The 20,271-nt window shown below is 52.5% G+C and carries 18 protein-coding genes; 12 read left to right on the forward strand and 6 right to left on the reverse strand.

Annotated elements, in window-relative coordinates; genetic code table 11:
- The first annotated feature begins 63 nt into the window (after positions 1–63).
- The 5 genes from B5D63_RS04205 (at position 64) to B5D63_RS04225 (ending at position 5,817) form a co-directional block, all read left to right on the forward strand.
- Positions 64–1,011 (forward strand): MBL fold metallo-hydrolase, encoded by a 948-nt coding sequence (locus B5D63_RS04205; protein WP_078667495.1) that lies wholly within the window; start codon positions 64–66, stop codon positions 1,009–1,011.
- Between the two features lie 13 nt (positions 1,012–1,024).
- Positions 1,025–3,058: a DNA ligase D gene (ligD, locus tag B5D63_RS04210; RefSeq protein ID WP_235021457.1), complete on the forward strand. Its 2,034-nt coding sequence runs from the start codon at positions 1,025–1,027 to the stop codon at positions 3,056–3,058.
- A gap of 46 nt (positions 3,059–3,104) precedes the next feature.
- Positions 3,105–3,980 (forward strand): carbohydrate kinase family protein, encoded by an 876-nt coding sequence (locus B5D63_RS04215; RefSeq protein WP_078667496.1) that lies wholly within the window; start codon positions 3,105–3,107, stop codon positions 3,978–3,980.
- Between the two features lie 18 nt (positions 3,981–3,998).
- On the forward strand, positions 3,999–4,901 hold the full coding sequence (locus B5D63_RS04220; RefSeq protein WP_078667497.1) for a helix-turn-helix domain-containing protein: 903 nt from the start codon (positions 3,999–4,001) through the stop codon (positions 4,899–4,901).
- 82 nt (positions 4,902–4,983) lie between these two features.
- Positions 4,984–5,817: an oxidoreductase gene (locus B5D63_RS04225; RefSeq protein ID WP_078667498.1), complete on the forward strand. Its 834-nt coding sequence runs from the start codon at positions 4,984–4,986 to the stop codon at positions 5,815–5,817.
- 70 nt (positions 5,818–5,887) lie between these two features.
- Here B5D63_RS04225 and B5D63_RS04230 read toward each other — a convergent pair whose 3' ends face one another.
- The gene (locus tag B5D63_RS04230) at positions 5,888–7,963 is read right to left on the reverse strand and encodes a type IA DNA topoisomerase (protein WP_078667499.1); all 2,076 of its coding nucleotides are present in this window, start codon (positions 7,961–7,963) and stop codon (positions 5,888–5,890) included.
- Between the two features lie 201 nt (positions 7,964–8,164).
- On the opposite strand from B5D63_RS04230, the gene B5D63_RS04235 reads away from it, so the two are divergent.
- Positions 8,165–8,752, forward strand: a complete 588-nt coding sequence (locus B5D63_RS04235; RefSeq protein WP_078667500.1) for a DUF2064 domain-containing protein — start codon at positions 8,165–8,167, stop codon at positions 8,750–8,752.
- 162 nt (positions 8,753–8,914) lie between these two features.
- Complete coding sequence (locus B5D63_RS04240; protein ID WP_078667501.1) at positions 8,915–9,400, forward strand: hypothetical protein; 486 nt, start codon at positions 8,915–8,917, stop codon at positions 9,398–9,400.
- 12 nt (positions 9,401–9,412) lie between these two features.
- On the opposite strand, the gene B5D63_RS04245 is transcribed toward B5D63_RS04240, so the two are convergent.
- From B5D63_RS04245 to B5D63_RS04265, 5 genes are all read right to left on the reverse strand, one after another.
- Positions 9,413–10,675 carry a GNAT family N-acetyltransferase gene (locus B5D63_RS04245; protein ID WP_078667502.1) on the reverse strand — a complete coding sequence of 421 codons (1,263 nt, stop codon included), beginning with the start codon at positions 10,673–10,675 and terminating at the stop codon, positions 9,413–9,415.
- A 153-nt stretch (positions 10,676–10,828) separates the two neighbouring features.
- Complete coding sequence (locus tag B5D63_RS04250; protein WP_078667503.1) at positions 10,829–11,197, reverse strand: hypothetical protein; 369 nt, start codon at positions 11,195–11,197, stop codon at positions 10,829–10,831.
- 1 nt (position 11,198) lies between these two features.
- Complete coding sequence (locus B5D63_RS04255; RefSeq protein WP_078667504.1) at positions 11,199–13,844, reverse strand: glycoside hydrolase family 2 protein; 2,646 nt, start codon at positions 13,842–13,844, stop codon at positions 11,199–11,201.
- Positions 13,845–13,965: 121 nt separating this feature from the next.
- Positions 13,966–15,081: a FecR family protein gene (locus tag B5D63_RS04260; RefSeq protein ID WP_078667505.1), complete on the reverse strand. Its 1,116-nt coding sequence runs from the start codon at positions 15,079–15,081 to the stop codon at positions 13,966–13,968.
- Positions 15,082–15,126: 45 nt separating this feature from the next.
- A complete protein-coding gene (locus B5D63_RS04265) occupies positions 15,127–15,672 on the reverse strand; it encodes an RNA polymerase sigma-70 factor (protein ID WP_078667506.1) in 546 nt (181 codons plus the stop codon).
- 415 nt (positions 15,673–16,087) lie between these two features.
- Here B5D63_RS04265 and B5D63_RS04270 point away from each other — a divergent pair, with 415 nt between their 5' ends.
- The 5 genes from B5D63_RS04270 (at position 16,088) to B5D63_RS04290 (ending at position 20,268) form a co-directional block, all read left to right on the forward strand.
- Entirely contained in the window at positions 16,088–16,453 is a 366-nt protein-coding gene (locus B5D63_RS04270) for an STN domain-containing protein (RefSeq protein WP_078667507.1), read from the forward strand.
- A 63-nt stretch (positions 16,454–16,516) separates the two neighbouring features.
- A complete protein-coding gene (locus B5D63_RS04275) occupies positions 16,517–17,650 on the forward strand; it encodes an NAD(P)/FAD-dependent oxidoreductase (RefSeq protein ID WP_235021458.1) in 1,134 nt (377 codons plus the stop codon).
- Between the two features lie 76 nt (positions 17,651–17,726).
- A complete protein-coding gene (locus B5D63_RS04280) occupies positions 17,727–18,434 on the forward strand; it encodes a methyltransferase domain-containing protein (RefSeq protein WP_078667508.1) in 708 nt (235 codons plus the stop codon).
- Complete coding sequence (locus B5D63_RS04285; RefSeq protein ID WP_078667509.1) at positions 18,431–19,483, forward strand: type III polyketide synthase; 1,053 nt, start codon at positions 18,431–18,433, stop codon at positions 19,481–19,483. The genes B5D63_RS04280 and B5D63_RS04285 overlap by 4 nt, the downstream gene beginning before the upstream one ends.
- Positions 19,477–20,268, forward strand: coding sequence for an SDR family oxidoreductase (locus tag B5D63_RS04290; RefSeq protein WP_078667510.1), 792 nt, complete (start codon positions 19,477–19,479; stop codon positions 20,266–20,268). Before B5D63_RS04285 ends, B5D63_RS04290 begins: the two co-directional genes overlap by 7 nt.
- Positions 20,269–20,271: the final 3 nt, after the last annotated feature.

Genomic DNA, 20,271 nt, shown 5'->3' on the forward strand with positions numbered 1-20,271 from the left:
TAGCAAGCTCAGGCTTTATTGCAGGAACGGGAATTGTGGTAAGAACCTCCAAAAGTGCATACTATGGAAAACATTACCAACATGGAAGAGATGGCAGACAGGGCATGGTTTCAGGTAGCGCCGGGCGTGTGGGGCATCCGTGATCTTTTTGTGAATATGTACCTCGTCCGGAACGAGCGTACCCGCTCATGGGTACTGGTGGACGCAGGACTCCGTACGTCGGCCCTAAAAATCAAAGCGGCAGCACGGCAACTGTTTGCCCCGCACTTTGTGCCTTCTGCGATTGTACTGACGCATGGCCATTTTGACCATGTGGGCGCACTGCCATCGTTGCTGCGGGAATGGGAAGTGCCGGTATATGCACATTACCTGGAAGCTCCTTATCTGACGGGCCGGTCGGCCTATCCGCCACCGGACCCCTGCGCCGGCGGCGGACTCATGACGATGATGTCATGGACTTTCCCCAAAGACCCTATAGATCTGAATGGGCACCTGCTGCTGCTGCCGGAAGATAAAACCATCCCCGGACTGGATGGCTGGCGTTATATCGAAACACCCGGTCACACTCCCGGACATATCAGCCTTTTCCGCGAGGAAGACAAACTACTGCTCGCGGGAGATGCTTTTGTCACTACCCGCGCGGAAGCATTGAGCAGCACTATTACACAAGCAAAGCACGTCTCTGGTCCACCGAAATATTTTACGCCCGACTGGATATCTGCAGAAACCAGCGTAAAAAAGCTGGCGGAACTGCAACCGGAAGCAGTAGCCACCGGCCATGGACGCCCGCTCTACGGCGCAGGGATGCAGCATCGCCTGCAATGGCTGGCCGAACATTTTAAAACCCTGGCCAAACCCCGCTGCGGACGTTATGTGGAGGAGGCAGCAGTAGCAGGTGTTAACGGTGTTGAATATGTACCCGCCGCCCGCATTCCCAAATGGCTGGTACTGGCTGGCGTGCTAACGCTGGTCGCCACCGGCGCGCTGTTGTACAACCGCCGCAAGTCATAAAAACCCGTTGCTTATGTGCGCTCAAAAAACTTCCGGCAAACAGGTCATGCCCAAACCCGGCAATACCACGCCCATGCTGGCAACCCTCGCGGCGTCAGCTACGGACGAACCGGGATGGCTATACGAAATCAAATGGGATGGCTATCGCGCGCTGGCCTTCCTGGATAAAGGAGCAGTTGAACTGCGATCGCGAAACAACAAACCCTTCAATGAAAAGTATTACCCTGTTTACCAGGCATTGCAACAATGGAAAGTCAACGCAGTCGTAGATGGCGAAATAGTGGTAGTTGATGAAGAAGGATATACGGATTTCAGCCGGTTGCAGGAGTGGCGCAGCGAAGCGGACGGTCAACTGGTGTATTATCTCTTCGATATCCTTTGGCTCAATGGTAAAGACCTCACCACACTGCCGCTCATGCAGCGCAAAAAGTTACTACAGCAACTGATGCCGGTGAACAACGTTGTCCTCCGTTTCAGCGAAGGTTTTGTAACGGATGGCACCGACTTCTTCGACCAGGCCAGAAAACTGAAGCTGGAAGGTATTATGGCTAAAAGGACCGACAGCCGCTATACGCCCGGCATCCGCACGCGCGACTGGCTCAAGATAAAAACCAGCAACCGGCAGGAAGTCGTCATCGGCGGATATACGAAAAACGAAGGCTCCTCCAAGCCTTTCAGCTCCTTACTGGTAGGGGTATACGAAAAAGGAAAACTGCAATACACCGGTAAAATCGGTACCGGTTTTTCCATTGCACAGCAGCAGGAACTGATGAAACAGTTTGCATCGCTGGAAGTGAAAAAATCCCCGTTTGCCGTTATCCCGGATGTGAACAAACCTTCCCGCTTCCGGCCCAATCCACCGAAGGCAGCGGCAGTGTGGTTGAAACCCAAACTTATCTGCGAAGTCAGTTTCCGTGAAATGACGACTGATGGCGTCATGCGGCATCCTTCGTTTGAAGGGATGCGGGAAGACAAAACACCGGTACAGGTAACCACGGAAAAGCCGGTGAAGACGCGCACGGCTAAACCAAAAACGTCAACGGAAAAGAAAACCACCCGAACAGCTTCGCTGAAAAAAGCACTGACACCTGTAGCTGCCAAAGTCCGCAAGACATTACTCAACCCCGCGGAAGAAACACAGGTGCGTACCATCAACGGTCATGCGCTGAAATTCACCAACCTCAGCAAGATCTACTGGCCGGGTGAGAAAATCACCAAACGTGACCTGATCAACTATTACTATCAGATGGCGCCTTATATAGTGCCATATATCAAAGACCGGCCACAGTCGCTCAACCGCTTTCCCAACGGTATCAAAGGAGAAAGTTTTTACCAGAAAGATGTTTCCGGTAAAGCGCCCGACTGGGTACCTACTTTTCCCTATCATAGCAGTGATGAGCCACGCGAAAAAGAATACCTCGTAGGAGAAAATGAAGCAACGTTACTGTATATGGCCTCATTGGGATGTATTGAAATCAACCCGTGGAGCAGCCGGCTGCGGAAGCCGGAAAACCCCGACTGGTGTATTATAGACCTGGACCCCGATAAGACCACCTTCAACGAAGTGATTGAGGCGGCGCAGGTAACACATGAAATACTGGAAGCGGCAGGTATTCCCGGTTACTGCAAAACTTCCGGTTCTACCGGCCTGCATATCTATATCCCGCTGGGTGCGAAATATACCTACGAACAATCCAGGGAATTCGGCCGTATCATCGCCCGGTTGGTGCATGACCGTTTGCCGGATACGACGAGTATTGAACGGGCCACCAACCGGAGGAAGAGAAAAATGTACATTGATTTCCTGCAAAACAGGTCACAGGCTACCGTTGCGGCGCCTTATTCCCTGCGTCCCAAACCCGGCGCCACTGTGTCTATGCCGTTGCACTGGGAAGAAGTAAAAAAGGGACTGACCATGAAAGATTTTACTATTCATAATGCCGTGCAACGGGTACGCGAACAAGGCGATATTTTTAAACCCGTATTGGGCAAAGGGATCAACATGAAGACAGCGCTCGCTGGTCTCGAAAAACTGTTCCGTGAATAACAGAAAGATAGTATCTTCCCTACCACCGCATCTTAAAAGAATTCGTATGAAGCCTGTTACCGTATGCTTTGGAGAAATACTCTGGGACATATTTCCCAACGGCGTCCGCAAGCCCGGCGGCGCCCCCTTTAATGTCGCCTATCATCTCTCCCGTCTTGGGATGGACAGCCATATTATCAGTCGTACCGGCGACGATGAAGCCGGTGAAGCGCTGCGGCAGGTCCTCCGGCAGTGGCACATCCCGGAAGAGACGGTGCAACTGGACCCGCAGCAGCCTACCGGCGCCGTACTGGCTACCGCAGGCGCCAACCACGAAATGCATTACGACATCCTGAAACCGGTAGCGTGGGATTTTATTGCCTGGCAACCGGAACAGGAAGCACTCATACGTCGTGCCGGCGCCTTTGTATTCGGCAGCCTCGCTATACGTAACGAAGTGTCGCGGCAAACCTTATGGAAGTTGCTGGACGCCGCTCCTTACAAGGTGCTGGATATTAACATCCGTCCGCCGCACAGCGATATGAACACCATCCGGGAACTGTTGCGCCGGGTAAATCTGGTGAAGATGAATGAAGAAGAGCTGCAGCTGGTGCTGCAGGCTACCGGCGATACTTTCGGTTCGCCTGTGGACGGCGCCCGTAAGGTGATGCAGCACTACGGGGTGCCGCAGCTGATCATTACCCGCGGCAGCAGAGGCGCTGTGTATATAGACGGACAGGCAGAATACGAACGCCCCGCCAAACAGGTGACCGTGAAAGACACGGTAGGCAGCGGTGATTCTTTCCTTGCCGGTTTCCTGTCGCAGCTACTGAAGGGCCGCCCGGTGCCGGCGGCGCTGGACCTGGCCGTGGAAGTCAGCGGCTTTGTCACCACCTGCGAAGGCGCCAACCCGGAATACGACAGTAGCCGGTTTGATGTTTGATTTTCGTAACTTTGCCGTATGCCAAAGCCACAATCCATCGCAGAGTTCTACCAGGAGAAGATGAACTGGATGCCCGACAATCTCCAGCAGGACATCGGGCATTTTAATGTTTTCCGTATGGAAGACTGTAAGCCGTCGAGCCCCAGCATGTCTTACAACCGCCGGGACTTCTATAAGATAAGCCTGCTGCGGGGACAATTCATTTATCATTATGCCGACAGGAGCCTGCTGGCGGAAACCGGCAACCTGCTGTTTTTCAATCCACAGGTGCCCTATGCCTGGGAGCAGCTGTCCGAAGGACAAGCTACCGGCTACTTCTGTATCTTCCGCGAATCTTTTTTAACAGAGATGGGCCGGTACACTTTGAAAGACCTGCCTATGTTCCACCCGCATGGAAAACCTTCTTATCGGCTTACTCCTGAACTGGAGAGCGAGGTAGAGCGGCTGTTTCTTAAAATGCTGGATGAAATCAACAGCGACTACCGGGGAAAATATGACCTGATCCGTAACTACCTGATGGAGATGGTACACCTGGTAATGAAGACGGAACCTTCCGAAAGGCTTTATCAGCACCGCAATGCCAACGAAAGGATCGCGGCGGTGTTTATGGAGCTGCTGGAACGGCAGTTTCCTATTGAAGCGCCGGGGCGGGTGTTCCGGCTGCGTGCCGCCGGCGATTTCGCGACGGAGTTGTCAGTACATGTGAACCACCTCAACCGTGCGGTAAAGGAAACCACCGGTAAAACGACCACTACCCATATTTCAGAAAGGATCGTCAGAGAGGCACAGGCACTGCTGCGCCATACGGACTGGAATGTGTCGGAGATCAGCTACAGCCTTGGCTTTGAAGAACCTTCCCACTTTAATAACTTCTTCCGGAAACATACCCGGATGACCCCCACCGGTTTCAGGACTGTTTGATTTTTGCAATCATTCGTTTGTTTGGCGTAACAGCCGGTATACATCGCGTCCCTAATTTTGTTGTCATAAAAATGAACATCTTATGAGCAACAAAAAAGTATGGTTTGTGACCGGCGCTTCCAAAGGATTAGGCCGGGACCTTGTTAAAAAACTGCTGGCCGGCGGTTACCGTGTGGCTGCCACTTCCCGCAATCTCGATGACCTTCGTAAAATAGCTACCGACGATAATTTCCTGCCGCTGACGATGCAGCTGAATGACGAGTCCAGCATTGGCCAGGCCCTGGCGGACACCGTAGCCCGCTTTGGACGTGTAGATGTAGTCGTGAACAACGCCGGCTACGGACTGGTGGGCAGCCTCGAAGAGCTGTCCGATGCGGAATCCCGCGGCAACTTCGATATTAATGTTTTCGGTACGCTGAATGTTATCCGTAAAGCGCTGCCCTATTTCCGTGCACAAAAATCAGGACACATCTTCAACGTGTCTTCCATCGCCGGATTTAATGGCAGGTTCCCCGGTTTCGGTATCTATTGCGCTACTAAATTTGCGGTGGACGGTCTTTCCGAATCGCTCGCGGAAGAAGTGAAGCCTTTCGGGATACATGTGACCATCGTTTCTCCCGGTTACTTCCGGACCGACTTCCTCACCAGCGGGTCCCTGGCCCAGCCGGCGCAACCTATCGCCGATTACCAGCTGGTAAGGGAAGCACAGGCCCTGCACGTGAACGAAATCAATCACAATCAACCCGGTGATCCGGAGAAAGCCGCTGACGCCTTTATACAGGTGAGCGAAGCGGAAAATCCGCCGATACACCTCTTCCTCGGCGAAGACGCGTATAACATGGTATATGCTAAAATCGATGCTGTTAAAGAAGAAGTAGAAGCCTGGAAAACAACAACGGTGGGCACCGGTTACTAAAAAAATAACCCCGGGCCGTGGAGTGCCCCCAAGCCACTTTGGGGGCTGCTCCACGCAGGCCCGGGGTTCTTTATTGAATATCAAATGTGTCGGTGATGATTAGTTTGCCGGCTTTACCTTTGGTGACCAGGTCGTGGACTTGTTTATCCGTCAGTTTTTTCCCTTTTACCTCAAAAGGAATTTTAAAGCCGCATACTTTGAAGTTGGCGCAGCCGTAGGCGCTGTTACCTTTTAACAACAGATGCTCCTTGCATTTGGGGCAGTTGAGCGCGCCGAGGTCCAGTGTTTTCTTTTCCCTGGGTTTGCGTTCCTTTTTAGGTTTATCTTCGGTGGCTGCTGCCGGCGCCGGTGTTTCGGGCGCGATGGTAATGGTTTTATAACTGGCCGTTTTCACTTCTTTGGTGAGGTCCACCACCATGGCGATCAGTTCATCTTTGAACGTGTCCATAGCATATTCCCCTTTCTCGATCAGGCGCAGCTTGCGTTCCCACAGGCCGGTCAGTTCGGGACTTTTGAGCAGTTCCGTCTGAATGGTGTCGATCAGATCGATACCGGTTTGGGTGGCGAAGATGTTTTTTTTCTTTTTGTCGATGTATTTGCGGCGGAACAGTGTTTCAATGATATTGGCGCGGGTGGAAGGGCGGCCGATGCCGTTATCTTTCAGCAGCTCGCGCATTTCTTCATCATCCACCTGTTTGCCGGCTGTTTCCATGGCACGGAGCAGGCTCGCTTCTGTAAAGGCTTTGGGCGGAGAAGTTTTACCCTGATGGATACGGGGCGTATGCGGACCACTTTCTCCCACTACAAAATCGGGAATGAATTTCTCTTCTTCCTCTCCTTCTTTTTTGATGCTGGTATCGTTGGCATACACTTCTTTCCATCCGGGTTCAATGATTTGTTTACCCGTTACTTTAAACGGTACCTGGCCCACTTTTCCCAGTACGGTGGTGTTGGATATTTTACATTCAGGGTAGAACGCGGCGATGAAGCGGCGTGCGATGAGATCGTAGATCCTCTTTTCTTCCGGTGGCAGTCCGCCGCCAGGATGTACGCCTGTAGGGATGATGGCATGGTGGTCCGTCACCTTTTTATCATCGAAGACGGTTTTCAGCTTCGGAATGGGGTTGGCCAGCACGGGGGCCGTGAGCGCCGCGTAGGGCGTCATGTCCTGGAGGATGCCGGCAACTTTCGGATGCAGGTCTTCCGAGAGATAGGTGGTATCTACGCGGGGATAGGTGACCAGTTTTTTCTCGTAGAGGTTCTGCACATATTTAAGGGTGTCGTCGGCGGAGTACGCGTATTTTTTGTTGGCCGCCACCTGCAGGGAAGTGAGGTCAAACAGGCGGGGATTGCCCTCTTTACCATCTTTTTTCTCGAAAGAAGTCACTTCAAACGGATGTTCCTGTAAATAGGCCAGTCCTTTCTGTGCTTTTTCCACGCTGCCGAGGCGGTCGATGGCGGCGGTGAATTCTGTATCGCGGTACACTGTTTTCAGCTCCCAGTAGTCTTCCGATACAAACGCGTTGATCTCTTTCTGCCGCGCCACGATCATGGCGAGGGTAGGGGTTTGCACGCGTCCGATAGAGAGGACGGTTTTACCGACGGCAAATTTTTTGGTGAACAGGCGGGTGGCGTTCATGCCCAGCAGCCAGTCGCCGATAGCGCGGGCGCTGCCGGCGGCGTAGAGGTTGTCATACTGGCCGGCGTCACGAAGCTGCTGAAAGCCATTACGTATAGCCTCTTCCGTGAGGGAAGAAATCCATAGTCTCCTGACAGGAGCGGTGCATTTGGCTTTGAGCAGCACCCACCTTTGTATCAGTTCACCTTCCTGGCCGGCATCCCCGCAGTTGATCACCTCGTCACATTGTTGTACCAGTTGTTCAATCACCTTGAACTGCTTTTGTACGCCGTTGTTTTCTATCAGCTTAATACCAAAGCTGGGTGGGATCATGGGAAGGTCTTCCAGCCGCCAGAATTTCCATTGTTCATAATAATCATGTGGTTCCTTCAGTGTACAAAAATGGCCGAAAGTCCAGGTCACCTGGTAGCCATTGCCTTCGTAGTAGCCATCCTTGCGGCGCTTCGCACCGATTACTTCTGCTATGTCTCGGGCCACACTTGGTTTTTCTGCAATGCAAACTTTCATAAAAAGTTGAAATAGGGTAACAAATATCGGACAATTTACTGTTTTTGCCGGATTTTAATGGCTGCCGTATTAACCACGGGTTATCCTGAGAAGATTAACAATTATTAACGAGGGTAAATGTTCTTATTAACAATCTGCAAACAATCATTCCCCTTGAAATCCCGTAAATTGACACCGCTAAATCCTTAAACCCTGGCTTTTATGAAAGTATTCAACCAGGCATTGATCGTTCTTGCAAGAGACAAGGAGGTCGCCATTGCGAACACCCGTCTAAAAGATACTGTAGGCGATTTTAAAACCCGTGAAATACTCCATCAGCTGCTGAATCATACGCAGGAAACAGCCTCCTATATCCATATGGACAAGTATGTGGTGCTGGAGGAAATGGCCGATTACGGCTTATGGGAGGAGTACATCATTTTCCCAAAACTGGGCCACGATGCCGGCGAATCCATGTCACTGGCTTTTAACATGGTGTTTGCCACCGGTTACCAGGAAGTAGTCATGATCGGCATGGACTGCCCGCACCTGTCTCCCGAACTGCTGGAAGAGGCGTTTGTTGCCCTCAGGCATAACCAGGTGGTCATTGGCCCTGCACAACACGGTGGTTTTTATCTGCTGGGCATGCAACGTTTTTATCCCGAACTATTTGATTTTATGGATGCGGGCGCTTCCCATTGGCTCCGCCGTCTGTTGACGGCCATCAACAAACAGCAACTGCGGTTCACTTTCCTGCCTACGTTAAATGTGGTGCAGGAACTGGCAGACGTGCCGGAGGACTGGCTGTAGCTGTGAAGGCTATGAGGGTGACTGATGCTCCTGATGCAGGAGATCACAGCAAGCGTTTTACCGAATATGGTGCGGAGAAATCGCAGCGGATATTTTTTAGGGAGATAACCGCCCGGAAGATCACAACGGATTTTTTTTCCGGAGATATTCTATTTTTGACAGATGAGTAACCCCCATTCATCATACCAGTCCTCGTTCGGACTATTACAGGCAGAAGCTGCGCCGGACAACCAGTTCGTGTGGAAAACCGATTTTCAGCTTGAACATCTGTTATTCAGCGGCACTGTGCCGGTATATTTGCTCACAGCAGCGGAACGGTTGTCTCCGGAGATGTTGCGTTTTACAGAAGAAATAGTGGCCTGCGCCGGGGAGTATATCGAAAAATCACTGTTGTTTATCCGGCAGACACTGGCCGGCGACCCGGATAAATACAATATCACGGCAGCCGAGCGCCCCTGGCTGGAGCTGCCGGTCAGCGAGTTTCCGCTGGAGTTTCCGCAGTTTACCTTTTATGAATCGGAAGAGTGGCTGATGCACTTTGCCGGAGGCCGGTTTCAGATCTGTGACCCGTATGGCATAGCCGTCAGTTATCGTTCTACCGTTCCCGTTAGTGTGGAAAACCTGGAAGACAGCGATCCCATGGAATAGCTGCTTGTTGGGTTAAAATCCCTGTGCCGACTGATATGCTTTGATCATCGCTTCAATTGTTGTTCTTTCCAGGTAGTTGGCCCATCCGAGTGCATTGCTCTGGTGGATGGCGTCTGTGATTTGCAGGTTGGGGCCGGCAGATAAAGCCAGTTGTGCCAGCGCGATATCGTTTTTATCTACGGCAGCGTGCAGCAATGTATATTGAAAATTCCCGTACAAGCGGTTTATTTCTGCCGGGTTTTCTGCCAGCAGGGCGGCGGCGCGGTCTTTCCAGCCGAGGTTCCATGCGTCCAGCGCGCTGCAGGTGGCGCCATGGGAGATCAGCCATTCCGCTGATGCCGGTTGCCGGCAGTGGACGGCCAGTTCCAGCAGCTGCATGCCATTGCAGAGGGGTTTGTTAAGGTCAGCGACGGCGAAAGCGGCCAATGCCGCCATATCTCCTTTGCCAACAGCTTCCGCGAGGGCTGTCTCGGCAGCGTCAGGCGGACGGCTTTGCAGCCGGTCGTCGGTGATCCACCAGGTAAGTCCGTCGCCTATCCACTGAAATCCTAATTGCTCATATACCGGTCTGCCCATTGGGTTGGCGTTGAGGGTGGCATAGTGATAGCCGTTTTCCCGGGCGTACAGGCAGGCGGCGTTGACGATGGCTTTGCCGATGCCCTTTCCTCTTGCTTCCGGTACTACGCCTACATTGTAGATACCTGCTACCCCGCCGCCGAATAACAGGAGGGTTTGCGCTACGATCGTCCCGTTGAGGGTAGCTACAAAACGTTGTACCTGCGCCGGATCTTCGTGTTGCAGGCCCGTTGATCCGTTGCTGTTATTATCCGCATAAGGCAGTGCTGTAATGGTATGCAAGGGTGTTTCGTTGTCGGGTGCAATATGCAGTCCCTCCGGTGAAAGATAGCTGGTGTTGATCGTTTGCAGGTCCAGCACCATCCAGCAGGGCTGCCATCCGGGCTGAAAGCCCCGTGCCAGGAGCAGTACGTCGAGATGCGCTGTTGCCGCCGGTTGTAAGGACCAGCATCCGATGTTTTTCCCCTGATGTTGCTGATAGAAATCCATCATCGTGTTCAGCGGAGCGATGTTATCCGATAGTGCCGGAAAGAGGATGGTACCGGCGCCTTCCTGTTCGGTGTAGGTCCAGCAAAGACCGTCTTGCTGGTGGGTAACGCCGTTTTTAATACGGGCATCCAGAAAGAACAGGTCTTTGTGGTTTTGCGCGATGGCGGCTTCGAGCTGCCGGGCGGTGGCGTTGCGGGTGATGATATGCATGAATTCAGGTTGACGAACACCTGAAATTTACGGATTGAAAACGAACATTCAAACCGGGAAGGGCATGGGGAAAAAGAAAAAAGCCCACATTGTAAAAACAATGCAGGCCTGTTTTGAATAACCGGTGCTTTCGCACCGCATGAAAGTACTGATTTAAGCGGTGTTTTCTGTCATACCCCAGTCTTTGTACTGAGCTCTTATTTTGCTCAGCACAGGACCTTCAAAGGGCACACATCCGCCGGAGAAAAATTCGGTCCATGTAAGATCGCTGTTGAAATGAGCGAGCGTGTAGCCGTTATCGAATGTTAGCAGGAGCTGATTTTTTTCCGGCAACACCTGAAACTGACCGAGTGTATTGAGCAGCAGCCTTCTGAGGGCGCCGCTGTCCATATAGCCTGCTGCTGTTTCATGGCACAAAGGGAAAAGGGTGTGAACCATCACGTAGTCAGACAGGAATGGTTGGACGTTAAAATGAGCAGCGGCAAGCAATGACATTTCGTAGTACGCCGCTGCAGATTTCATTTTATTTCCAGGTCTTTTCACCTTTTTTCATTTTATCCAGGATATCCTGATAAGTCTTTTTGTCGCTGGCTGGCGCGAGTTCGACAGCCTTTTCTTCCGTAGCGATAGCATCATCTTTTTTACCGGCTTTATAGAGCACATTAGCATATGTGTCGATGTATGCCGGATTATTGTCCGCTTTCAGCATGTGCTGGCACCAGGTGGCCGCATTGCTGAGGTGGGTGGGGTCAGAGATGTTTTCGAAAACGGTCCATGCGTAGGTGTTCAGCTCATTTGCCGAGATGTAGGGTGCGCATTTACCTACGTATTGATCGGCGGTAGCGGCGAAGTTGTTCCAGTCCTTCAGGTTCAGGAAGTGGATGGTTTTGGCGCGCAGGAATATTTCTTCTCCCGGGGCGCCGTATTGTTTGGTTTTTGCTTCTATTTTGTTCCAGTCGGGGGTGGCAGCTGTATTTTGCACATAGGGCTGAATTTCTTCGCCGTAGATGATGGTCATCAGCTTCACGTCGGCCTGGCGTTTGCCCAGTGTCTGGTTGATCTGGTCCCGGTTGTCCAGCAGGAGCGTGAAGCCTTTATCGCGGCTGTTGGTCGTGAATTTATTCACAAAGGACATCTGGCTGCGGGTTAAGGGCGCTTTCATTTGTCCGATGTAGTCATTGGCAATTTTCACGGCATTGGGTTTGTCGTTTACGCGCAGGGCCATTTGTGCGAGTTCCTGCAGGAAAGGACCGTCTTTTTTGCCATTGTTGTATTCCGTCAGCAGGGCGGTGTAGCGGTTGTCAGGATTGGTGGTGTCGATATCTTTGACGATGAAGGCGGCGGCTACGTCGCTGGTAGGCGGTACGAAAGTACTGTGTATTTGTCTCAGTTGACCTACGGGTATTTTAATGACTTCACGATCATAGGAGATCAGTCCGTTTTCCTCTGTTTCCACGTCGAATGGTTCCGTGTAGATGGAGCCGCTGAGGCCTTCTTCTTCATATATTTTCAGGTGTTTGTTCATGAACCCGTATTTGCGGGCGAAGGCAGAAGCGGGAATGGAGATATAGCCCCATCCGTCGGCTTCATTCCATTGGTGGTTGGGTGTTTTTACCTGTACGCCGCCCCATTCGCCGAGCACCCTGGCTTTGCCCGGAAGGGCAGGGGAAATGCCCGGGCCGGGATATTCATGTACGTCGGTGAGATCGCTGCTTTTCCATTTTTCACTGGCGTCTTTGGGAGATTCCCGGTCATAGTTTTCGCCGGTGTGACCGTTAATGATACGGGAGGGGTCCATTTGTTTCATCGCTTCCGTGAGCCGTTGCTGATCGTATCGCGCCCATCCTTCGTTGAACAACACCCAGCATACAATAGAGGGGTGGTTGAAACAATGTTCAACGGTAGCGATATTTTCTTTTTCAAAATTTTTGCGGGCGTCGGCGGTGTTGTTGGCGCAGGTCACCATGTCCTGCCAAACGAGGATACCTTCTTTATCGCAGTGGTAGTACCAGCGGGAGGGCTCTACTTTCACATGTTTGCGGATAGTATTGAAGCCCATGGATTTGATGGCCAGTACGTCGAATTTAAGGGCTTCGTCGGTAGGGGCGGTGTACAGACCGTCGGGCCAGAAGCCCTGGTCGAGTACGCCGAGGTTATAGGTGTATTTGCCATTGAGGAAAATACGGTCCTGTCCGTGTTCATCTTTTTTGATCTCTATTTTGCGCATGCCGAAGTAGGAACCGACGGTGTCGACTACTTTGTTATTGTACAGCAGCTTTACGGTGAGGTTATAGAGGAAAGGTTCGTTGGGCGACCAGAGGCGGGCGTTGGGCACGGGGAGCCGGAGGGCGGCATTGGCTTTGCCTTTCACGCTGCCGATGACAGTGCCGTTACTGGAGGCGATCGCTTCCACGGTATAGCCATTACCGGTGCCGGCGGTGTTTACGCGGAGGTCGAGCTGTTGCTGGTCTACCTGCGGCGTCATTTTCAGTCCGTCGATATACACTGCTGGTACCGTTTCCAGCCATACTGTCTGCCAGATGCCGCTGGTGCCGGTGTACAGGATGTTCTGGGGGTGCAGTACCTGCTTACCGTGCGGGTTGTCGCCGGCGTCGGTGGGATCGAGCACTGATAATACCAGTTCATTGTTTTTATCTTTCAGTTGATCGGTGATATCGAACTGGAATCCCGTGTAGCCGCCGGTGTGGTTACCAAGTTTTTTTCCGTTGAGGTAAACGGTGGCATCGAAATCGACCGCGCCGAAATGCAGCAGTACTCTGTCTTTTCCTTTGGCGGCGGGTTTGTCGAATGTTCTTTTATACCACAGGCGTTGATCGGGTTGCAGTGTTTTTTTGACGCCGGAGAGGGCTGATTCGAGCGGGAAGGGAACGAGTATCTGGCCGTCAAACGAAGCGGGCGGGGCCTGTGTGCCGGCGCTGGTGATAGCGTATTGCCAGAGGCCGTTCAGGTTTTCCCAGTTGGCCCGCACCATTTGTGGCCGGGGGTACTCGGGCAGGGTATTGGAGGGACTGACATCTTTGGCCCACCTGGTTTGCAGGGGAGACGATGTCATTTTCCAGGATGCTGCCGTTTGGCCTTGGCCGGATGCGAGGATACTGAGGGTGGTGCATCCTATAAGGAGGAATGCAACGCTGATTTGTCGTAACATGTTTCAGGTCGGTTAAAATAAAATAGATAATCGATGTCTATAATATACGCAATGCGGGTGCTTACAGGCCGCAGGCGTGTATTCTGGTCTGTTTTGGGGAACAGTGCCTTGTCAAAAGTGCCTATTCAAAATGAAGAACGCCTTGCTGATCGTAGCTGGATTTGATACCGTCTGCGCGTTCCAGGTTATGCAGGAATGCCTGCAGGGGCTGGTTTCTGTCGATGATGCCGAAGAAGCGTCTGCTGCGGACTCTTGGATTATCCAGGGCGATGGTGACGCCGAACCACCGCATAATAACGGGGGCGAGTTCCTGCAGGGAAGCGTTTTCAAAGGTGTATACGCCTGTGCGCCAGCCCAGCACCTTGTCAGCGTCGAAGGTTTCTTTGGTGATGCCGTCGCGGGCGCTGGTGAGTTCGTAGCCTGGTTTGAGGACGATGTCCTTTTTGCCGGTGGCCACTTTCACGGAGCCTTCCACCAGGGCTATTTTCACGAGGCCTGAATCATAGGTATTGATATTAAAGGCCGTGCCCAGTACATTCACCGTATTGCCGGGCAGGTGCACGATAAACGGCTGGTCTGCTTTGGCGGCAACCTGTATATATGCTTCCCCGCTGATGGTCACTTCGCGGGTTTTTCCCGGGAAGGTGAACGGGAAGCTGATGGTGGTGGCTGCGTTCAGTTGTATGCGGGTGCCGTCTGCCAGCAGCAGGTGATAGTCTTTGCCGTCTGGAACGGTGAGGGTATTGATCCCGCTACCGCTCTGGTGGCTGGCGTCGAAGCTGAGCGTGCGCTGTGTGTTGTTTAATATGGCGTTGCCCACCCGGATACCGGCGGAGTCATTGCTGAGATCGATGGTTTTACCTTCAGCCGTCACAAGGCGGATGGTATTGGGAACGCTGTCCGATACGACTGCCAGCGGTGGCCGTTCAGCAGGCCTGAACAGGTACCAGCCGGCGGTGATGGCGAGCAGACAGGCGGCAGCAATACTGCTGATATTCAGGACATAACGACGCCCGCTCCGTTTATGGAGGTCTGTGAGTACCTCCTCAACGGGATGCTGATCATGGCTTTCGCTTGCATCAGCCAGTAGCCGGGAGCGGTCCCGCTGGATGCTTTCCCAGATATTGCGTGCCTGGAGATCTTCCCTGATGGCGCTGTGCAGAAAGGCTTTGTCTTCCTCGCTGATCATGTCCGCCAGCTCATCCAGGGAGAGCTCTCTGATTTTTTCATAATCCATTTGAATCGGATGTTATCCTATTAACGGTGTTCACGACAAAAAGTACTATAGGTCGCGGGAAGATTTTAGTTTTTTTCTCAGAATTCTAAGGGTAGTGCTCATTTGATTTTTCACCGTTTGCAGAGAGAGGTTTTTTTCCGCCACGATTTCGCGTTGCGTCTTATCTTCCATGTATGACATTTCAAAGACAGTCCGCTGGGCTACCGGCAGTGCGTTAATAGCGGTGGCCAACTGAAGCGACAGTTCTTTACGTTCCATAGGATTAATGCAGGTGGTGAGCTCTTTGAGGCTCATATACTGGTGTACGTTGCGCTCTTTTACCACGCTGCGCCGGATACGGTCCATACATTTGTTCCGTACACAGGTGGCCAGGTAACTTTTCAGATGGAGATTGTCCGCCAGCTTGTCCCTGCGGTTCCAGATAACAATCAGTACATCATGCACCACGTCGGCCGCTTCTTCCGCGTCTTTCAACACGTAGTTGGCCTCGATGTGCAGCCGTTTATAATAACGGTTATATAGCTGGGTAAATGCCCACTCGCTGCCGATTTTCAAATCAGCTACCAATTGTGCATCAGTGTAAGGTTCCATCGTACTTTCCCCCAATTGAATTATGTTTTAGCATAACTTACCGGTCAATAAATAATATTCCCTGTATCTGCCAATGGTTATCCGGGAATAATAAAAATAAAGGGGTCTTCAGAACAGTTACATGAATAGTATTAACTGTGCGTTAATATACTGTTACCAAATTAAGATATTCTGCCATCGGGGAAACAACCGCAACCATCATAGATTTGTTAAGCAATTGTAAAGCATGATTTAGTTACCGGGGACTTTATTAAGCCCGGGGGAATTAACAATCGCGCTATAGTACTTTTTGAAGTCCGATGCGTTTGGATATTTGTAATGATCTTTTACGATCCGGCACTATCATTGAAAAACCCCTGACCGGTCTCACCCCTTTAGCTATTCACGATTCCAAAACTTCCCTCGTCATTATTTTATGAAGACACGTTTCCTTATCCTCTGGCTCCCCCTCTTTTACCTCTCACCACATCACGCGGCCAATCAGGCGGAAAAAATAAAAGTCAACGTGAACGTACGCAACGCGCCGCTGCGGGAAGTATTCAAACTGATCAGCCAGCAGACAGGCCTCCGCTTCTTCGGCAGCCACGCTGCCCCCTATGATGTGAAAGTGTCCCTGCAGCAGTCAGGTGCAGAACTGCGCAGTCTGCTCGACGAAATACTCCTGCCCCTCCATTACTCCTGGGAAATATCCGGCAAAGTGATCATCATCAGCAAAAAAAATGCACCGCCCGCTGCTCGGCCAACGGATATCCCCACCCCTGACGCGCCCCATTCTCCCTGACCGCCCGCTCCGCCCACTGCTGCAAAACGGCAACTGTACTGTTAAATATGTCGTATATTGCTCATGTACATGGGCTTAGAGCATCATATTATCATAATAGGAGGCGGTCTTGCCGGCCTTACCAGCGCCATCCACCTCGCCAGGGAAGGAATGCCGGTGTCACTGATTGAAAAAAACACCTATCCCCGCCATAAGGTCTGCGGAGAATATATTTCCAACGAAATATTACCCTACCTGCAATGGCTGGACGCCGACCCCGCGGTATTGGCGCCGGCAGATATTTCCCGGCTGCTGCTCTCTGCTGCCAACGGTAAAACCATCTCGGCAACGCTGCCACTGGGCGGCTTTGGCATCAGCCGTTACACCCTGGACCATTTCCTGCTTGGCAAAGCGCTGGCGGCAGGCGTGCAACTGATCACCGACACCGTCACCGATGTGGAATACCGCGACGATCGCTGTGTGGTGAAGATGAAAACACATGCCCCGCTGACAGGCACCATCGCCCTGGGCGCTTTTGGCAAACGCTCTACCCTGGACCAGCGGCTGTCGCGCGCCTTTCTCCGTAAACCCGCCCCCTGGCTGGCCGTAAAGGGACACTACGAAGGCGCTTTTCCCGACGGGCTGGTGGCCCTGCACAATTTTCCCGGCGGCTACTGCGGCGTATCCAAAACGGAAACAGGCGCGCTCAATATCTGCTACCTCGTACAGATGGACAGCTTCCGGCGCTACGGCGATATCGACCGGCACCGCGAAGAAGTGTTGTACCGCAATCATCACCTGAAAACAATTTTTAACAACAGCCGTCCTTTGTTTGATCAGCCGCTGGCCATCAGCCAGATTTCTTTCGGACAGAAAACAAAAGTGGAACAACATATGCTGATGACGGGAGACACCGCCGGCCTTATCCATCCGCTTTGTGGTAACGGCATGGCCATGGCGATCCACAGCGCCCGGATAGCGGCGACCGTCGTTTTGCGCTACTGCCACGACGCCGGATATGACCGCCAACGGATGGAAACGGAATATACCCGGGAATGGGAAAAAGCATTCAGCTACCGGATGAAAATGGGGCGGCTGCTCAACAACCTGTTCCTGAAAGACCGGCTGTCGACCTGGCTGGTGCAACAAATGGCATCGGTGCCGGCGATATTGCCGTTTATTATCCGGCAGACACACGGGAAATATTTGGCCATTTAATGATGGGGATGTATCATTCAGATATTTCATCCTTTCATTATCGGCGATTTAGTTATTTAGTCGTTTAAATATCAAAATGGATTTATCACAGCGTATACTGACACCCGAGATTATGGATGATTTTACCATGGAGGGTGAACGCCTGCAACGGGCGCTGGAAAAGATCGCACAGATCAACCGGCGGCTGGGAGGCAACCGTATCACGGTAAAAGGCGTAGACATGCTGATGCGCCAACTGCCCGCCGGAAGGGAAGTGCACATTGTGGACATCGGCTGTGGTAACGGCGACATGTTACGAACACTCGCGGAACACGGCAGGAAAAAACAATGGAAGCTACGGCTGACAGGCATCGATGCCAATCCGTTCACCGTCCGCCTCGCAGGGGAACTGTCCGCTGCCTTCCCGGAAATAAGTTACCATTGCCTCGATGTTACGCAGGGCCCGTTCCCGCAAATGGAAGGAGACATCCTCCTGCTGACACTGACGCTGCATCATTTTACCGATCCGGAGATACTGGCGCTGATGCAGCATTTCCGCCGGTGCGCTGCTGCCGGCATTGTGGTCAACGACCTGCATCGCAGCAGCATGGCCTACCGGTTGTTTCAACTGTTATGTTATGCGCTGCGCCTGGAAGAAATGACGCGTTATGATGGCCTTGCCTCCATCCTGCGCGGGTTCAAACGGTCAGAGCTGATGCTGCTGGCACAAAAACTAAATATCAGGCGTCAAAGCCTCCGTTGGAAATGGGCTTTCCGCTACCAATGGGTTATAACTAATTTATGAGCGTAAAAATTCAATCAGTAGCCAAGGCGTTGCCGCCATATACCAGGCCTACCAGCGAGATCATGTCGTACCTGGACCTGTGGCTGGCCGGACAAGACGAACGGTTTATCAGAAAAGTGAAGAAAATCTTTGAGAACGCAGCGGTGGACCAGCGCTATTCTATCATGAATGCGGAGGAAGTGTTCCGCTGCACCTCCTTTGAAGAAAAAAACAATTTGTATATCCGCGAAGGAACGGAGCTGGGGCGGCGTTGCCTGCAGGGCGCGCTGGACAAGGCCGGCTTACAGGGCGGTGATATCGACTTCATCATCACCGTGAGCTGCACCGGTTTTATGATCCCTTCCATGGACGCTTACCTGATCAATACCCTGCAAATGCGGCAGGACATTGTACGGTTGCCCGTTACGGAAATGGGATGTGCCGCCGGTGTTTCCGGGATGATCTACGCCTATAATTTCCTGAAGGCCAATCCGGGTAAGCGGGCGGCAGTGGTGGCAGTGGAATCGCCCACCGCTACTTTTCAGCACCAGGATTTTTCCATGGCTAATATTGTCTCTGCCGCCATCTTCGGTGATGGCGCCGCCTGTGTGATATTGTCATCTCATGAGGAAGACGCCGGACCGGCCATCGTAGGCACGGAGATGTATCACTTTTATGAGGCCACTCACCTGATGGGCTTCCATCTTTCCAACTCCGGGCTGCAGATGGTGCTGGACATCGCCGTGCCTGAGCAGATAGCGGCGCATTTTGGCGATATTATCCATCCTTTCCTGGCGCGTCACGGCACTTCCATAGAAGAAGTGAACCAGCTGATTTTCCATCCCGGCGGAAGGAAAATTATTCAGACGGTGGAGGAGCTCTTCGCCGGCTCCGGAAAAAATATTGATGATACCAAAGAGGTATTGCGGTTATACGGTAACATGTCGAGCGCCACAGTGTTGTATGTACTGGAGCGCATCCTCGAAAAGGAAGTGCCGGCAGGCGACAAAGGGCTGATGCTGAGCTTCGGTCCGGGATTTTCCGCACAAAGAATATTGTTACAATGGTAAAAGAGTTTGCATCGAAAGAATACTGGGCGCTGGTACTGGGCGGCAGCAGCGGGCTGGGGCTGGCATCCGCCTATAAGCTGGCGGCACATGGGATGCATGTATGTATTGTGCACCGCAACGCCGGCATAGAAATGGAAGCGGTAAACGCTGCGTTTGAAGCGCTGCGCGCGACCGGCGTACAGGTGATGACTTTTAATATCAACGCTGCGCAGGCAGAGCGGCGCACCCTCGTATTGAAGGAGCTGCAGCGGAGAATGGGGCCGCAGGGGCGTGTCCGTTGCCTGTTGCACAGTGTCGCCAAAGGCACGCTGAAAGCGATGACCGGTACTCCCGCGCTGGAAACGGACGACCTGATGATCACGCTGGAGCATATGGCGGTAAGTTTATACGACTGGACCCGGGAGATCTTTGAGCAGGGGCTTTTTGCGGCAGATGCCCGCGTATTGTCCTTTACCAGTGAAGGCAGCCACCGCGCCTGGAAACATTATGCGGCGGTATCCGCCGCCAAGGCTGCGCTGGAAGCCATCAGCCGCAGCATCGCGCTGGAGTTCGCCCCTTACGGCATACGGTCCAACTGTATACAGGCCGGGGCAACAGACACCCGCTCCCTGCGCATGATCCCCGGTCATGAGCAGCTGCTGGAGCATAGCTTGGCCCGCAGCCCTTTCGGCCGGCTGACCACCGCGGAAGATGTGGCCAATATGGTATACCTTTTATGCAAAGATGAAGCCGCCTGGGTGAACGGGGCCGTGATCCCGGTAGATGGCGGCGCACATATACAGTAAACG

Origin of the sequence: Chitinophaga eiseniae (assembly GCF_900167135.1) — a bacterium.
Taxonomy (GTDB): Bacteria; Bacteroidota; Bacteroidia; order Chitinophagales; family Chitinophagaceae; genus Chitinophaga; species Chitinophaga eiseniae.

Excerpts from the sequence above, each read along its gene's own strand:
- B5D63_RS04205 (WP_078667495.1), top strand. The coding sequence starts at position 64 with ATGGAAAACATTACCAACATGGAAGAGATGGCAGACAGGGCATGGTTT.
- ligD (WP_235021457.1), top strand. The coding sequence starts at position 1,025 with ATGTGCGCTCAAAAAACTTCCGGCAAACAGGTCATGCCCAAACCCGGC.
- B5D63_RS04215 (WP_078667496.1), top strand. The coding sequence starts at position 3,105 with ATGAAGCCTGTTACCGTATGCTTTGGAGAAATACTCTGGGACATATTT.
- B5D63_RS04220 (WP_078667497.1), top strand. The coding sequence starts at position 3,999 with ATGCCAAAGCCACAATCCATCGCAGAGTTCTACCAGGAGAAGATGAAC.
- B5D63_RS04225 (WP_078667498.1), top strand. The coding sequence starts at position 4,984 with ATGAGCAACAAAAAAGTATGGTTTGTGACCGGCGCTTCCAAAGGATTA.
- B5D63_RS04230 (WP_078667499.1), bottom strand. The coding sequence starts at position 7,963 with ATGAAAGTTTGCATTGCAGAAAAACCAAGTGTGGCCCGAGACATAGCA.
- B5D63_RS04235 (WP_078667500.1), top strand. The coding sequence starts at position 8,165 with ATGAAAGTATTCAACCAGGCATTGATCGTTCTTGCAAGAGACAAGGAG.
- B5D63_RS04240 (WP_078667501.1), top strand. The coding sequence starts at position 8,915 with ATGAGTAACCCCCATTCATCATACCAGTCCTCGTTCGGACTATTACAG.
- B5D63_RS04245 (WP_078667502.1), bottom strand. The coding sequence starts at position 10,675 with ATGCATATCATCACCCGCAACGCCACCGCCCGGCAGCTCGAAGCCGCC.
- B5D63_RS04250 (WP_078667503.1), bottom strand. The coding sequence starts at position 11,197 with ATGAAATCTGCAGCGGCGTACTACGAAATGTCATTGCTTGCCGCTGCT.
- B5D63_RS04255 (WP_078667504.1), bottom strand. The coding sequence starts at position 13,844 with ATGTTACGACAAATCAGCGTTGCATTCCTCCTTATAGGATGCACCACC.
- B5D63_RS04260 (WP_078667505.1), bottom strand. The coding sequence starts at position 15,081 with ATGGATTATGAAAAAATCAGAGAGCTCTCCCTGGATGAGCTGGCGGAC.
- B5D63_RS04265 (WP_078667506.1), bottom strand. The coding sequence starts at position 15,672 with ATGGAACCTTACACTGATGCACAATTGGTAGCTGATTTGAAAATCGGC.
- B5D63_RS04270 (WP_078667507.1), top strand. The coding sequence starts at position 16,088 with ATGAAGACACGTTTCCTTATCCTCTGGCTCCCCCTCTTTTACCTCTCA.
- B5D63_RS04275 (WP_235021458.1), top strand. The coding sequence starts at position 16,517 with ATGTACATGGGCTTAGAGCATCATATTATCATAATAGGAGGCGGTCTT.
- B5D63_RS04280 (WP_078667508.1), top strand. The coding sequence starts at position 17,727 with ATGGATTTATCACAGCGTATACTGACACCCGAGATTATGGATGATTTT.
- B5D63_RS04285 (WP_078667509.1), top strand. The coding sequence starts at position 18,431 with ATGAGCGTAAAAATTCAATCAGTAGCCAAGGCGTTGCCGCCATATACC.
- B5D63_RS04290 (WP_078667510.1), top strand. The coding sequence starts at position 19,477 with ATGGTAAAAGAGTTTGCATCGAAAGAATACTGGGCGCTGGTACTGGGC.